This is a genomic window from Endozoicomonas arenosclerae (assembly GCF_001562015.1).
GTDB classification, from domain to species: Bacteria; Pseudomonadota; Gammaproteobacteria; order Pseudomonadales; family Endozoicomonadaceae; genus Endozoicomonas_A; species Endozoicomonas_A arenosclerae.
In genome coordinates this window covers 19,869-33,829 of the sequence record NZ_LASA01000009.1, presented here as the reverse complement: position 1 = coordinate 33,829, position 13,961 = coordinate 19,869, and the positions used below count along the sequence as shown (strand labels likewise).

General features: G+C 46.7%; 11 protein-coding genes and 1 rRNA gene. 3 read left to right on the top strand and 9 right to left on the bottom strand.

The features are described 5' to 3' along the window. Positions 1 to 111 (bottom strand): 16S ribosomal RNA (locus tag WG89_RS01010); the annotation flags it as partial. A 963-nt stretch (positions 112 to 1,074) separates the two neighbouring features. On the opposite strand from WG89_RS01010, the gene WG89_RS01005 reads away from it, so the two are divergent. Further along, the gene (locus WG89_RS01005; protein WP_062260284.1) at positions 1,075 to 1,740 is read left to right on the top strand and encodes a TetR/AcrR family transcriptional regulator; all 666 of its coding nucleotides are present in this window, start codon (positions 1,075 to 1,077) and stop codon (positions 1,738 to 1,740) included. 43 nt (positions 1,741 to 1,783) lie between these two features. Here the strand turns inward: WG89_RS01005 and WG89_RS01000 are convergent, their stop codons facing one another. The 7 genes from WG89_RS01000 to WG89_RS00970 all read right to left on the bottom strand — a co-directional run bounded on the left by WG89_RS01000 (position 1,784) and on the right by WG89_RS00970 (position 8,967). Continuing rightward, positions 1,784 to 3,088: a hypothetical protein gene (locus WG89_RS01000; protein WP_062260282.1), complete on the bottom strand. Its 1,305-nt coding sequence runs from the start codon at positions 3,086 to 3,088 to the stop codon at positions 1,784 to 1,786. Between the two features lie 55 nt (positions 3,089 to 3,143). Further along, on the bottom strand, positions 3,144 to 3,707 hold the full coding sequence (locus WG89_RS00995) for an SRPBCC family protein (protein ID WP_062260280.1): 564 nt from the start codon (positions 3,705 to 3,707) through the stop codon (positions 3,144 to 3,146). A 61-nt stretch (positions 3,708 to 3,768) separates the two neighbouring features. Continuing rightward, positions 3,769 to 4,719, bottom strand: coding sequence for a bile acid:sodium symporter family protein (locus WG89_RS00990; RefSeq protein ID WP_062260278.1), 951 nt, complete (start codon positions 4,717 to 4,719; stop codon positions 3,769 to 3,771). Between the two features lie 297 nt (positions 4,720 to 5,016). Beyond that, the gene (locus tag WG89_RS00985) at positions 5,017 to 6,543 is read right to left on the bottom strand and encodes a SulP family inorganic anion transporter (protein WP_245662852.1); all 1,527 of its coding nucleotides are present in this window, start codon (positions 6,541 to 6,543) and stop codon (positions 5,017 to 5,019) included. A 530-nt stretch (positions 6,544 to 7,073) separates the two neighbouring features. After that, positions 7,074 to 7,799 carry a hypothetical protein gene (locus WG89_RS00980; RefSeq protein WP_062260275.1) on the bottom strand — a complete coding sequence of 242 codons (726 nt, stop codon included), beginning with the start codon at positions 7,797 to 7,799 and terminating at the stop codon, positions 7,074 to 7,076. A gap of 119 nt (positions 7,800 to 7,918) precedes the next feature. Next, positions 7,919 to 8,377, bottom strand: coding sequence for an RDD family protein (locus tag WG89_RS00975; RefSeq protein ID WP_062260273.1), 459 nt, complete (start codon positions 8,375 to 8,377; stop codon positions 7,919 to 7,921). Positions 8,378 to 8,481: 104 nt separating this feature from the next. Continuing rightward, positions 8,482 to 8,967, bottom strand: a complete 486-nt coding sequence (locus WG89_RS00970) for a glutathione peroxidase (protein ID WP_062260271.1) — start codon at positions 8,965 to 8,967, stop codon at positions 8,482 to 8,484. A gap of 145 nt (positions 8,968 to 9,112) precedes the next feature. Here WG89_RS00970 and WG89_RS00965 point away from each other — a divergent pair, with 145 nt between their 5' ends. Further along, on the top strand, positions 9,113 to 10,477 hold the full coding sequence (locus WG89_RS00965) for a hypothetical protein (protein WP_062260269.1): 1,365 nt from the start codon (positions 9,113 to 9,115) through the stop codon (positions 10,475 to 10,477). Between the two features lie 320 nt (positions 10,478 to 10,797). Then, positions 10,798 to 12,294: a S10 family serine carboxypeptidase-like protein gene (locus WG89_RS00960; protein WP_062260267.1), complete on the top strand. Its 1,497-nt coding sequence runs from the start codon at positions 10,798 to 10,800 to the stop codon at positions 12,292 to 12,294. On the opposite strand, the gene WG89_RS00955 is transcribed toward WG89_RS00960, so the two are convergent. After that, entirely contained in the window at positions 12,267 to 13,952 is a 1,686-nt protein-coding gene (locus WG89_RS00955) for a PTS fructose-like transporter subunit IIB (RefSeq protein WP_062260265.1), read from the bottom strand. The two genes, WG89_RS00960 and WG89_RS00955, sit on opposite strands and share 28 nt — an antisense overlap. Positions 13,953 to 13,961 lie beyond the last annotated feature (9 nt).

Below are 13,961 nucleotides of genomic sequence, written 5' to 3'. Positions count from 1 at the left end.
CCCGTCCGCCGCTCGTCAGCAACTAGCAAGCTAGTTCTGTTACCGCTCGACTTGCATGTGTTAGGCCTGCCGCCAGCGTTCAATCTGAGCCATGATCAAACTCTTCAGTTTAAATCGTTTTGCTTCATGCCCGAGGGCAATCCGCTGCTCAATCTTACAATTAAACGTCACATTTATTTAACTCTCTGTGAGAGAGCTGAATTAACGAGTATGTTCACTTGCTTGATCAGCATTTTAAATCATTCAAAATTGAGAACAACTTTTGTTGACCGATGCCATTCGCACAAGCGCCCACACGAATTGTCTGATAATTTGTTAAAGAACAGGATTAAAACAAGAAGGTTTTAATCAGCTGAATCAGCAGTTGGTGCCGATCAGCGAGGCCGCTATCTTACCGCGACCGTTTTTGTTGTCAAGTGCTTGTTTTCCAAACCGCTTTTCAACCCGCTAAACTTGCAAACCCTGATGTTGAGTCAGTGTTGCTTTTCTTGTTCAGCGGCGGCGCATTCTACCTTGTCAGCCGATGTTGTCAACCAGACATTTTGTCTGGCGATTCAGTTCAGCTGCTGTGGCGACCTGCTCCGTTAGAGGAGGCGAACTATACAGATTTTTATGAGGGGTTCAATACGCCAAAAAACACTCACGTACTATCACCTAATAGTTAACAAGGTTAATTTTTTGTATTTATATCCACGAAAACCAAAACGAGTGTTTGTTCTTAATAAAGTACACCCAATTTCCTCTAATCCTCCCAGATACCCTCTGTAGAATAAATCAGAAGACCCATTGCAAGACTAAGCCTGCAGATGATTTTCAATTACGTTCCCGCTCTTACCTTCAAGTAGTAAAAACCAAAATAAGAACTAATAGATACATGTCAGAAAGGGTGTTTTTTACCGTCAGCTAACTCATGAAAGATAAAGGGAACTAATTTTTTTACATCGACCTTTATTTGTTCAGATATGTATCTACTTTTATATGTGTTCGAGAAATACACCTAACTCTAAAACGATGAGCATTAGCCATGAACATGGTTATAAGTCGTTTAGTTGTTATAGGCAGAGGAGTCTATAAATGTCCAACGCTGCTATTAAGCCACGTAAACTGCCGGTCCAGAGCCGCTCTAAAAAAAGGGTAGAGTCGATTCTTGAAGTGACTGCCGCACTCTTGGTTGAAGGAGGTTATGAGTCTCTGACAGCCGTAGGTATTGCCGAGCGAGCTGGTATTCCGGTCGCTTCACTGTATCAATACTACCCAAATAAAGAGGCTGTTATATATGCGCTCTGCGAAGATATGATCAACGAGGTTTTGCAGCGTTTTAACGAATATGAAAATTTTGATGAACACAAAATGGGGCTAAACGAGCTACTGATTCTGATGGGAGACAGGGAATATTCGGACCCAGCCAACCACAAACTGGAGTTCGAGCTGAACAGAGCGATGCTTGCCATGCCTCAGCTGGCAGAGCTTCATGCCTCATTTGACGAGAGAATTTCTGAGCGGTTCTCCAATATTCTTCGTCATTATGGTTCTAAGTGGCAACAAGAAGAGCTGATCAATCTGGCCAGAATAATGTTTAGAATTGGCAATACATACTTTGAGCACATTAATTCTACAAAAGAGAACTCAGTATTAGCAGAGCAAAGCAAAGTACTGATGCTAAGAGCCATCTATTCTCTCATTAAAGATTCCATGGAAGGCTCAGCAGAAAAGCTAATAAAAGAACAGCAGCCAGTCTGACAGCTTATTGATTTGCCTATATTGCAGGCACGTAGCCAGAGCACTATAGCCCGCCCCCATCATGAAAGCCATCATGGGACTGCGGGCCAATTATCCGGCTGCTAACTGGCATATTGTAAGCAGTGGCCAGAGGTAGATCGGCCAGTAGACGATTTTCATTTTCCAGGTACATCATATTGGTTTTATACAGCTCTTCATTTGCCATCTTGCGGACCTGACTCTGCAGCGCAGCCTTTAATGCCTTTTGAAACTTTCCTGGTAGCAGGGCTGCATCAATAATAGAACTGGCGCTGGTTAGCAATTCACCCAGAAGGTCTTCTGCTGTTTCTGCTTTCAGAAATACATCTTCAGTTTCATCAAACTGCTCAAAACAAAGATCATCAAGCTTTATTTGCAGCCTCTCCAGTTCATGACTCCATAGCTTGTGCTTTTCCATAGCCCTGCCAAGAACATGAGCAGTTCCTTTATGAAAACCTTTTTCAAGACTGGTTGGAATACGATTACTGAGTGTCCCAAACTCTGAGAATATGCCTTCCTCACATCGGCCAGCTTCTGCTACTTCTCTACAAAATGTTAAACAGTTATGCAAAGGTCCGCCCCAGAGCCATTTTTTTTGAGATAGCTCATTTAGCTTATTTCTCATACTTTCTTCATCTTTGCATTTGAGATCGATCTCGAAGGCTATGTTGTTTTCCCACTTCTGAAGATATTCACTGAACTGGTGACTATTCAGATGCTCCGGATACCAGTGTGCTGAGCTGATCTGAACATAACGGTCGTCACCTGAAGTAGGGTCTCCAAAAGCAAGCAGGGCATGACCATATTTATTCGTAGCGCCATCTCTGATCACTATCAACCTGGGGCGGTTGTAATGCTTCAATTCAACCTCTGGAATGCCTTTTGAAAATACAAAACCGCTTAGATCCTCTGTATTTTCTGCAATTAATGGCCCCAGAAAGCTCTCTCTGGTTTCAATTAGATCACCCAAGGTGTAACCAGGAAAAAAGCGCCGAGGTAGTCCACTATCCACTTTCTCGCTACGAAACAACCGAGCTAACTGATCATCAAGACGGGTGAAAGCCTTAATCAAAGTATTGGCTACAGCCACTTTCGCTTTTAAATACCCGTTTTTTAATTTTTTAGCGGCTCTCTGGCGAAGATTTTTCTGAGGCATGCGCTCTCCGAGAAAAGCCTCGTCGAGCACACGTCTTCGAGTAGAAGCACTCACAACCCTGCCTGTTCGGGTTTTGGCTTGAGAGCGACTGGTTGAAAGATCAGCGTCATCAACAAAGGATCGCAACTCAAAGGCCACCGGTTGCTGATTAACTCGCTTTCCTGGTGAAGGCATATCGTAAGTGGTTCCGCATTTCCTCAATTAGAATAACGGCACCACTGATGTCTCTCTAGAGTGCTTCCCGAACCTCATCGCTGACCGGCTGCCCGGTTTCATAGTAGTAACGAAGCCCCAAAACAGTTTGTTCCACGGTCTTGCTGATCGGAGCAGCCATCACATTGCGAAAAAGCCAGTCACCCAACAAGCCCATGGGAGGCTCAAAACTCATGGTTCCAGTAAACTCTGTCTGCTGGGAACCCACATCAGTGATCTGATAGCGAAACCGGCCTTCTTTAAAAGGCAAAAAAAACGTTTCGTTGTGCAATTTAATCACAAACCCCTTGCCTTCATTCCATTCCACAACCGTTTCATCAACATACTGATCTTCACTCTTAAAGACCCGACGACTGGCTCCTACTCCTTGAGTCTGATCCGTCAGCATTCTGGTATCTATAACGTCCGGAACATAATGATGGGAAACAGCAAGGTTACTCATTTTTTCCCAGCTCTGCTCAACAGGTAGATCGATCACCTGCGTTGAGCTCACTGCCATTCGCGGGTTATCTGCAGGCCATAAGCTGAGACCTGCAAATACTGTCAGAGTCAAACCTGCGGCTAAATACTTTTTGTTCATTTTTATTCGTCTTTCAACTACACGGATATCCACCTACCCATCGAGAAAGCCATCAACCCGACTAGCCTGGCTCTCGAGCGCCATCTGCTTCCAGCGCCTGAAAATTCCGTTCATTTTCTTTCTGTCCTGAAGCTCGCCGACTCCAGAACCATGTTAACGCCATACCACTGACCAGATGCCAGACACCCCACAGTCCAACCACTTGAATCATGGCCGTCATTTCCGGATAGAAAGTAAAGAGTATTGAGAAACCAAGCCCCGAGTTCTGTATTCCTACTTCCATAGTGACAGCTCTACGATCAGCTTCCGGCAAGCCGGTCAACTTTCCAGCGCCATAGCCAATTAACAATGCCAGTGTATTCAAACCTATGACGGTAACAGCAATGATGCCAATGTATTTCAACATCGACTCAAGGTTGTTTGCACAGGCAACAATCACAAAACCCAGCATGACCGTCATGGATATTACCCTGAAAGGCCTCTCGACCTTTCGAGCAAATTCCGGAAACTTTGAACCTAAATACATGCCCAGTGCCAGAGGAATCCCCAGAATCAGGAAAAACAGCCCCAGCAAACTGACAGGATCAATCACTATGTCCTGAAGAATGGCTCGGGTTGAAGGGTTCAGGGCTGCATAAAAAGCAAAGTTAAAAGGGGTCATCACAATCGCCCCAACACTGGATACCGCTGTCATGCTCACTGAAACTGCAACATTACCTCGTGAGAGATAAGTGAGGATGTTGGAAATACTGCCGCCGGGGCAGGATGAAAGCAGGATCATCCCCAGACCCAATTCGGGTGGAATAGCAAAGAGCCAGATAATGAATGTGGTGATAGCAGGAAACAAAAAGAACTGAGCAACCAAACCCGTAATGGGAGCTCTTGGCTGCCTTATGACTCTTTTGAAGTCATCAACCTTCAACGTCAGGGTCACACCGAAGATAACGCATGCCATCATGGCATTCATGACGTAAAGAGCAGAGCTGTCAAAGTTGATATCAAGAGGTTCCATAACTGACCTCCTGAGAAATAAAGCACGACATCAGGACTGGCTGAAAATGTGGTATCAGGACCCGCAGACTTTCCCCATGTCCTTTACCGAAAACAGCGTACGGCATAGGGTTTCTCCCATTTATTGTTATTTTTCTCGATAGATTAACACTATCATGCTGGTAAGCCAGCTGTCCGAAAAATTACAATAAACTGAAACTTTTCACCACAGTTACCTTTTTAACTTCCCTCTAAAAACAAGAAGCCCGACTCAATAGCCGGGCTTCTCAGTAGCAATCAGGGATAACAAGACTAATGATCAGGCATTAGTGGCTACAAAGTATTTTGGATCTTCAATCACATTAACTTCCACCATGCTACCTGCTTTCTTCAGCAGCTTCTGGCAGTCCTGACTCAAGTGCAGCAGGTGCAATGTTTTGCCTGCATTAGTGTAACGTTCAGCCAGAGTATCGATGGCTTCCAGACCCGAATGATCACAAACTCTGGAGTCTGCAAAATCAATTACAACATCACTGTTGTCTGTCTTGGGTGAGAACTGCTCGAGAAAATGAGTCGTGGAACCAAAAAACAAAGGACCACGAACTTTATAAACACTGGAGCCTTCGCGATCTTCTTTCTTCTCAACCTTGATATGCTTAGCGTGTTCCCAGGCAAAAATCAGGGCTGATACGATCACACCGATAATCACGGCCATGGCCAAATCGGTTAGAACGGTCACCACCGAGACCAGCACTAATACAAAAGCATCACCTTTGGGCACCTTACGCATGATACGGAAGCTACTCCACTCAAAGGTACCAATCACCACAATAAACATGACGCCTATCAGGGCTGCAACAGGAATTCTTTCAATCAGTGAAGAAGCCACCAGAATAAATGCCAGCAGGAACAACGCTGCGGAAATGCCCGACAGACGACCACGACCACCGGAGTTCACGTTGATCATGCTCTGGCCGATCATGGCACAGCCGCCCATACCACCGAAGAAGCCGGTAACGATGTTGGCAACGCCCTGTCCCACACACTCACGGTTTGAGCTGCCATGAGTTTCAGTGATTTCATCCACCATGCGCAGGGTCAACAGGGACTCAATCAGACCGATGGCCGCCAGTACCAGAGAGTAGGGCAGTATGATCAGGAAGGTTTCCATATTGAATGGAACCATGGGAATGCTGAACTCTGGTAATCCACCCGCAATACCGGCTACATCGCCCACAGTTCGCGTATCCAGACCCAGGCCAATCACCAGCAGAGATACCACCAGAATGGCTGCCAGAGAAGAAGGAATAGCAGTCGTCAGCTTGGGCAGGAAATGAATAATGGCCATGGTGAGTGCCACCAGCCCCAGCATCAGACCCAGTTCCTGACCCTGCATCCAGGCAACATCAATGACACTGCCTTCCATAAAGGTGCCAGACAACCATCCTGTACCACCTTCAACACCAAACTGACCCAGCTGAGCCAGAAAAATAACAATAGCCAGGCCGTTAACAAAGCCCAGCATTACAGGGTGAGGCACCATACGAATAAATTTGCCCAGTTTCAGTGCACCCGCCAACACCTGGATGATGCCCATTAATACAACTGTGGCAAACAGATATTGAACACCATGATCAGCTACCAGAGCTACCATAACCACAGCGAGGGCACCGGTAGCACCGGAGATCATACCCGGACGACCACCAATAGCGGCGGTGATAAGACCTACCATAAATGCAGCGTAAAGACCTACCAACGGCTCAACACCTGCGACGAATGCAAAGGCTACCGCTTCTGGTACCAATGCAAGCGCTACCGTCAGACCCGATAGCAGGTCATTTTTCATGGTAGCTACCTTGTTTGCTCTAAGTTCGAACAACATTGCCTCCGATTCAGACAGGCAGTCTTTCGACCAAGGGGACCTGTCACTCTCAATCTGTGTAAATCTGACGCTCTATCCAGAATACTCTTACAAGAGTGTAGAGGACTGATGAGCAATACCTCGTGATAGCGGGTTACTGCTTTGGCCCTTTCATCACGAAGCATGCCAAAAGGCATTCTTAACTCATGATGGTCAGGAAGGTAATGTAGTGGCGACAGAATGATTTTAGTTATAGGAGCCGGTCAGGGCTGTCTGTTACGAAAACCCATATGCAAGCTCTATGCCCATAGAAAAAGGCATTTCCATACTGGCGTAGCCAGAGGAAACATGCATTTTTCAGGGTCAAACATGGCCGCGGATTCTAAAGAAGTGACTGGCAGAAGACAACGACCAGATAGCCGTAAATACCACATGTCCTGACTGCTATTCCTCGGGATCCTGCAGCCAGGAACAATCGTTCAATTTATTGACAGAGAGAAGAACAACTCCCGAGTTTAGGAAGCTGTTAATTCACTCACATCCAGCAAACGGCTCACAATGACGTCATTCATTCGTTTAACCAGCTCAGGCACATTGATCTCATAGTACTGAATCAGTGCGTTTTCGATGTAGACCCAGGCTCTGACCGCTTCTTTTGCTTTCTTTTTGGCCTCAGGGCTCTTGCCCGTCAGGCTCTTTTCCAGTGCCCTGAGTTCTTCCCCAAATTTCTTCGCATCAATATCAAGCTCATCGTAAGGAAAGCCTATCAGGCTGACTGAGCCTTCAGCATAAAGCATGGCCAGTCGCTGCATATCAGCAGCCAGTCTCAATGCCTTAACATCTTCTGGCAAAGGCTCAGCATAACTCTCACTGCTAATAATCTTAACCAGATCAGATCTGGAAGTATTTAAGTCAACTGTTGCATAGTGAGATGTATAGCCATCGTCTTTCATCTCATTCTGACGGGAAAAGCCTTTCATGGTTTCCCAGGACGCCTTGATGTCATTCAGCTGCTCTACATTGGGTGTTTTTATAGCATTTAACTCACTGTCCATATTCAACAGTTCTTTTTCCAACTCCTGATAAGCGTCACTACTCCCTTCATCGAAAGAAATATAATAGAACGAACTGGCAACCCGGTAGGCCTGGCGCTCCAGATTAAATTGTTCCTTCAGAGTGATGGCCGATGACTGGGACAGATAAAAAAGACTGACGACAATGCAACACAGTCTGGCAAACATTGAGGACTCCCTATTCAATTAACTTGGTACTTCCTGACTGGGCAGGTCAACGTCCTGCCAAGCTATGCAAGTCAATCAATAGGAGCATCATCTATTCGAACTATCTTGGATGGAATAGCTTACTTTCTTAGTCTTACTACGACGGTTCCCGCAATTTTGTCGTGCCAGCCTTGCTTTTTCTTATCCACTGCTATCCAGAAAAATCCCAGAAAGAAAGGCAAAATAGAGACAAAGTACGCCAGGTAACGTATGACCGATTGAGAAAGTCCGGGAGCGAGGCCGGTCTTTTCATCTACGACCTTCATGGTAATGATCATCTTGCCCGGTGTGGCACTTTTATAATGCCAGAACAACACGACGGCCAGGGCCGGAAATAACCAATTGATGACGATATCCCAGGGACCCAGGAGCTGTCTTGAGCCTTCTATAGTCAGCTGCCCCCCATAGATAATCATGGTAAGGGGCAGAGTTATAGCCATCAGAATCAGTGTATCGATCAGTGTTGCCCAGAACCGGTCAAGAAAGCCGGCATATTCCAGGGTTTCTGATATTTCAGGGGATGATTCCAGCTCTGACATTAAATTGCTCCCGAAGGTGGTTATCCATCCATATCGGCTGAATTGGCAAACATCAAATGGACTCTGGATACAGGAAGTACTGCTTTGGCTTCCGGCAAGTTCGTTTAATCCCGAGAAAGCAGCTCTTTGATAGAAGCTTCCAGCTCTTCCGGCTTGGTTGTTGGCGCATAGCGCTCAACCACTTCGCCCTGACGATTCAGAAGAAACTTGGTGAAGTTCCACTTAATGTTTTTGGTACCCATTAAACCGGGAGCCGCCTTTTTCAGATCTTGATACAAAGGCGCTGCCGCAGTCCCATTAACTTCTATCTTTTCAAAAACTGGAAAAGTGACACCATAATTTTTTTCGCAAAATGCACCGATCTCACCACTGTCACCAGGCTCCTGCTTGCCGAACTGGTTACAAGGGAACCCCAGAATAACCAGTCCCTGGTCTTCATACTCTTTATAGAGTTCTTCCAGCCCTTTGAATTGAGGCGTAAACCCACACTGGCTGGCGGTATTCACAATCAGCACCACTTTACCCTTGTAATCAGCAAGGGACTGAACTTCGCCGGTTAATAGTGGCATTTCGTACTTGAGAACATCCATTAACACTTTCCTCCTTTGGTCCGTAGAAGGTTATACCTCATTTTTCGGAAATTGGATGAAAAAAAACTGAATCTAATGTCTCTGTGGTTAACTCGCTCCTATAGTAAAAACAGGATTAGTGTTTCATATCAGGGACGGAAGAGGCATGGAACCCACATCACCCAAACCAACGGGCAAGGAAATTTATTCATCTAATCCGGCTCTTTCTGAGCAAGAGTCTGGAGACAATCCTGCTGAATATAAAAAGGAAATTCCGGAGCCAGAGGCATTGCCCACCTCCACTTTCCGGGATTTAAGCAAAGCGTCTCCTTTGGTTAAACCGGGCTATGAAGGCTTAAAGCATCTTAAAGGCTTGTCGCCTGAACAGCTTCTGCCAATCGTTTTTGATCAGAAAGCGCTGACTCAATGGGAGAATTATCATAGTGAAGAAAAAGGCAAAGGTCAGAGCCTGGTGAACAGCTGGATCTTTATGGTTGATGCCATAAGCAATGGCCGCTTCACCTCACCCTCTGAGCTGGAATCTTTGCTGCAAGATCTTCATTCACACAGCTTTGAGCATGGTCCACGAGATTGCTCAGGTTTCTCCTCAACAACATACAGGGCAGGGGACTTCCGATACATTCCTACCCAGCATAAGGTTTTGAAACAACCCGTCTATGGGCATGACGCTCCTTGTGTAAAAAAGTATGCAGAGTCCGAATGCTCTGAGGCGACACTCTACGAATCCAAAGAGAAGCTGGATAAAGCCTGTCAATTAGCAGGTCTGCCGGAATTACCTCCTTTCTGCTTCAGAGTGTTTATCAATAATAAAGATATCTATCTGGCTGTGCCTGTTGAGCTGGCCGTAAAGCTTTATCAACAGCCTCCCGGTTCCAGAGCTGAGGCTCAGGCATTCATGGAAGAAGTAGCAGCTTACTATTGCTCACGACAGGATCTAGATTCTTACCTTCAGGCCCTTAATAAGGTAAACCCTCACGAACTGAGCATGGTGCTGGGATGGAAATACACATTAGATAAGTTCAAAGGCAAAGGGGGTTACAGCCTGGTCCACAGCACGATTAATGCCATGATCCCCCGGTTGCAACAGGAAGGAATTGCCTTTCTGCGCTACAACGAACTGCCTGACAAATTCATTAGAGCACCACTGGACCACTGGTTTTCAGAGACCTCAGCCAAAATGCAGGGCATACAAACTGAGGCTCAGCTGTATGAAACTGTATCCACTTCAATACTAGAGCTTCTCAGTCTCAGACCCTTCCCGGATGCCAACACCCGAGTCGCAATTCTCTGGCTACAGGGCATGCTTATCGGCTTTGGTTATCGCCCCTTAGCATTATCTAGCCGTTATATTTTCAATATGGGACAAAAGGCATTGGAAGAAACAATAAAAACCGAGCAGAGTCCAGAAGAGCTAACCATCTCGGAAAAACAGCGATATGCCGAAGAACATTTAACAGTCATTAGACCTCTTTTCGATAAACTGCAGAGCCTGAAACTTGATGATGCCTGAAAGCAATTGGCAGGCTGAGAAGCCAACGGTAATCTATAAAACTCTGGAATAAAAAAAGGCGGCTTGGGACGAGCCGCCAAAACGATGAGGATATGCGAGTTACTGGTAGCTGTTTACCAGTTAATCAGGTCAAAAAGTCTGGTTTCGATAGGCATCTCCTTTTTTATTGTTAATGAGAATGATTATCATTCTATATCTAATCAGGCAGTTTGCAACTCTATTTTTGGTTTTTTTTTCACCAGGATGTGATTTGCTCCTCACACCACCTCATTCTACTTTTCTGAAGGCTATTCACTTTTATCTGAGAAGTAGACTTCCCAATGCTTAGACTTCGCACTCTGCTTGCCGGCATTACTCTATTACTGTCGCTTAGCACTCTAGCCTCTCCTTCCAACCCGCAGGAACCCATACCTCCAGCACCAGTAACGAGTCTGCCCGGATATACAGGCACTATTGAGGGTCAGGAGGCAGGCCACCTGAAAGTCAACACAGCATCCGACGGTGGAGAAGCTTTCCTCTTTTACTGGTTTGCAGAGTCTGGGAATGGCAATGACACAAGTCCGATTGTGATCTGGCTTAATGGAGGACCCGGTTCTTCCAGTCTGGACGGTTTTTTTATGGAGAATGGTCCTTTCTACATTGATCCATCTGCAATGGAAAAAAGCAGCAACTTCATCAAGCCCCGCCTCTACTCATGGCACAAAATTGCAGCCTATTTAGCCATAGACCAACCAGCAGGTACGGGCTTGTCTTTCAGTACCACTAAGGCCGCTGCAGCCCAGAATGAAGAAGAAGCCACGGAACAACTTTACCGAGGTATTCAGGCGTTTCTGGATAATCATAAGGACAAGAACTTCCGCTCGCGCCCTCTCATTATTGCCGGTGAATCATTTGGTGGACACTATGTACCCAGTATTGCCACCAAGATCCTTGAGATGAACAAGGATCCGTCCAACTCAACCATCAAGCTGGTCAAAATATCCCTAGGCAACCCGTGGGTAGACCCAGCCATACAGAACCCTCTTATGCCGGTATTTGCAGGTGAACACGGAACACTGACGTATACCCAGTTCAACCAGACAAAAACCATGGCAGACAACTGTACAACGCAGATTCTGAAGTTTAAGGGTTATACCGTTCCAAAGTGGGTCAACGATTACTGTATGAAGGCTGTGAACATAGTGGTGAAAGACTCACAAAGAAACTTATATGATTTTCGCAGAAGAGGGCCTGATTACGTTTTCAAGGCTCTGGGTCAGTACCTTAACCGCGATGATGTAAGAACCGCCATTAATGCCGTTTCTGTTGCCACTAAAAAATGGGACGACACCAATAACTGGGTAGCAGACCAGTTTGCAGCCGGAGAACAGAACTCCAGGAGCGAGCTATTCCCCACGTTGATTGAATCCATGCCGGTACTGATTTATTCAGGGGATCAGGATATGTGCTGCAACAACTTTGCCACCATTTCCTGGCTGCAAACCATAGACTGGAGCGGTAAGCAGGACTTTCTTGCTACCGGGCAGAAAGATTTCTTTGACGAGTATGATCAGGCTTACCAGACCGTTCGCTCATCCGGCAACCTGACATTGTTTACTTTTCCAACAGCAGGTCACCTGGTACCGATGGACCAGCCAAAGTTTGCCTTCGATATGATGCAGAATTTTGTACGACAGGACAGCATGAGCCAATGGTTTTTTAAACTGCAGGATCCGGTTAGAACAGAAGACCTGACTGGTGAGGGGCAAATAGCCTGGAGCCCGGATCTTTCCGGGCTCATAATCAAGGGTCAGGGATTTTTTCTCAGTGCGCTGTAGACGACACCGGTCACAATGGTACCCAAAGCAATAGCCATGGCATACCCACCCACATTACTGATGGCTTCTGGAATCATCATGACAAATACACCACCATGAGGCGCTTTCAGGCCAATGCCCATCCACATGGAAATAGCGCCAGTCAGGGCTGAACCCGCCACACTGCAGGGAATCACTCGTAAAGGGTCACGGGCCGCAAATGGAATGGCGCCTTCGGTAATGAAGCAAAGCCCCAGAATACCGGCAGCCTTGCCACCTTCCAGTTCTTCTTTGCTGAACTTCTTCTTTGCCAGAATAGTCGCCAGGGCCAGACCCAGAGGAGGCACCATACCTGCGGCCATAACCGCAGCCATAGGACCATAGGTTTGACTGGTAATCAGACCTACGCCAAATGTATAAGCGGCTTTGTTGACAGGCCCACCCATATCGAAGGCCATCATCGCCCCCAACAGTGCACCCAACAGCAATGCATTGGTACCATTCATGCTTTGCAGGAAAGCCGTCATGGTGTCCATGATGCTTTTTACAGGAGCACCCACGACATAAATCATCAACAACCCGGTGATCAACGAACTCAGCAGAGGGATCACCAGGACTGGCATCAGGCTTTCCATAGTTGCCGGAAGCCGTACAGCTTTCTTTACACCGTTGGCGGAATAACCCGCTATAAAGCCCGCAATGATACCGCCCAGGAAACCTGCTCCCAGAGTAGAAGCCAACATACCGCCAATCATGCCCGGTGCCAGACCAGGGCGTTCAGCAATAGAGAAAGCGATATACCCAGCCAGAACCGGCACCATAAGAGCAAAAGCACTGCCGCCACCAATACTCATCAAGGCAGCAGCCAGCGTTCCTTCCTGCTCAAAAGCATTGATACCAAATGCAAAAGACAGAGCGATGATCAGGCCACCTGCCACTACCAGAGGCAGCATATAGGAGACACCAGTCAACAGATGCTGATAAGCACCGGAAGCTTTTTTCTTCTCGATCGCAGTTTTGGCTGCAGCTTGAGCTTTAAGTTCACTGCCTTCTGTCAGAGCTCTCTTCAAAACAGATTCAGACTTTTTCAGCGCTTCACCCGTGGAAGTCCTGAACACTTTTTTACCGGCAAAACGTGTGGTATCCACTTCAATATCAGTAGCCAGAATTACAACATCTGCTTCGGCGATCTGTTCTGCTGTCAAAGAGTCTTTAGCGCCAGCAGATCCTTGCTTTTCCACCAGAATCCCGTAGCCCAGTGATTTACCGGCTTCCACCAGAGCTTCAGCAGACATGAAAGTATGAGCGACACCTGTTGGACAGGCCGTGACAGCTACCACTTTGGGTGCCTTTGCACTGGCTTCCAGTGGCTGGGCATTCTCTTCTGCCTGATCAAGAACAGCGGCAGGGTTGTCGAGAATAGCCTGGGCAGAAGTTTTGAAAACGCGCAACCCTTCCAACCTTTCAGCCAGAGAACTACTGATGGTTTCACTGGCCACCAGAACACAATCCGCGCTGTCAAAAACAGAGGCTTCCAATCGCTCACTGGTCAGAGCGCTATCAACTTCAACACTCAGCTGAATGCCTTTAGTAGAGGCTTCCCGAGATAACTTATCGGCTGCAAGAAAACAGCTTGCCACCCCAGAAGGGCAGGCACTGATCAATACATAATGCTTCATTGTATTCCT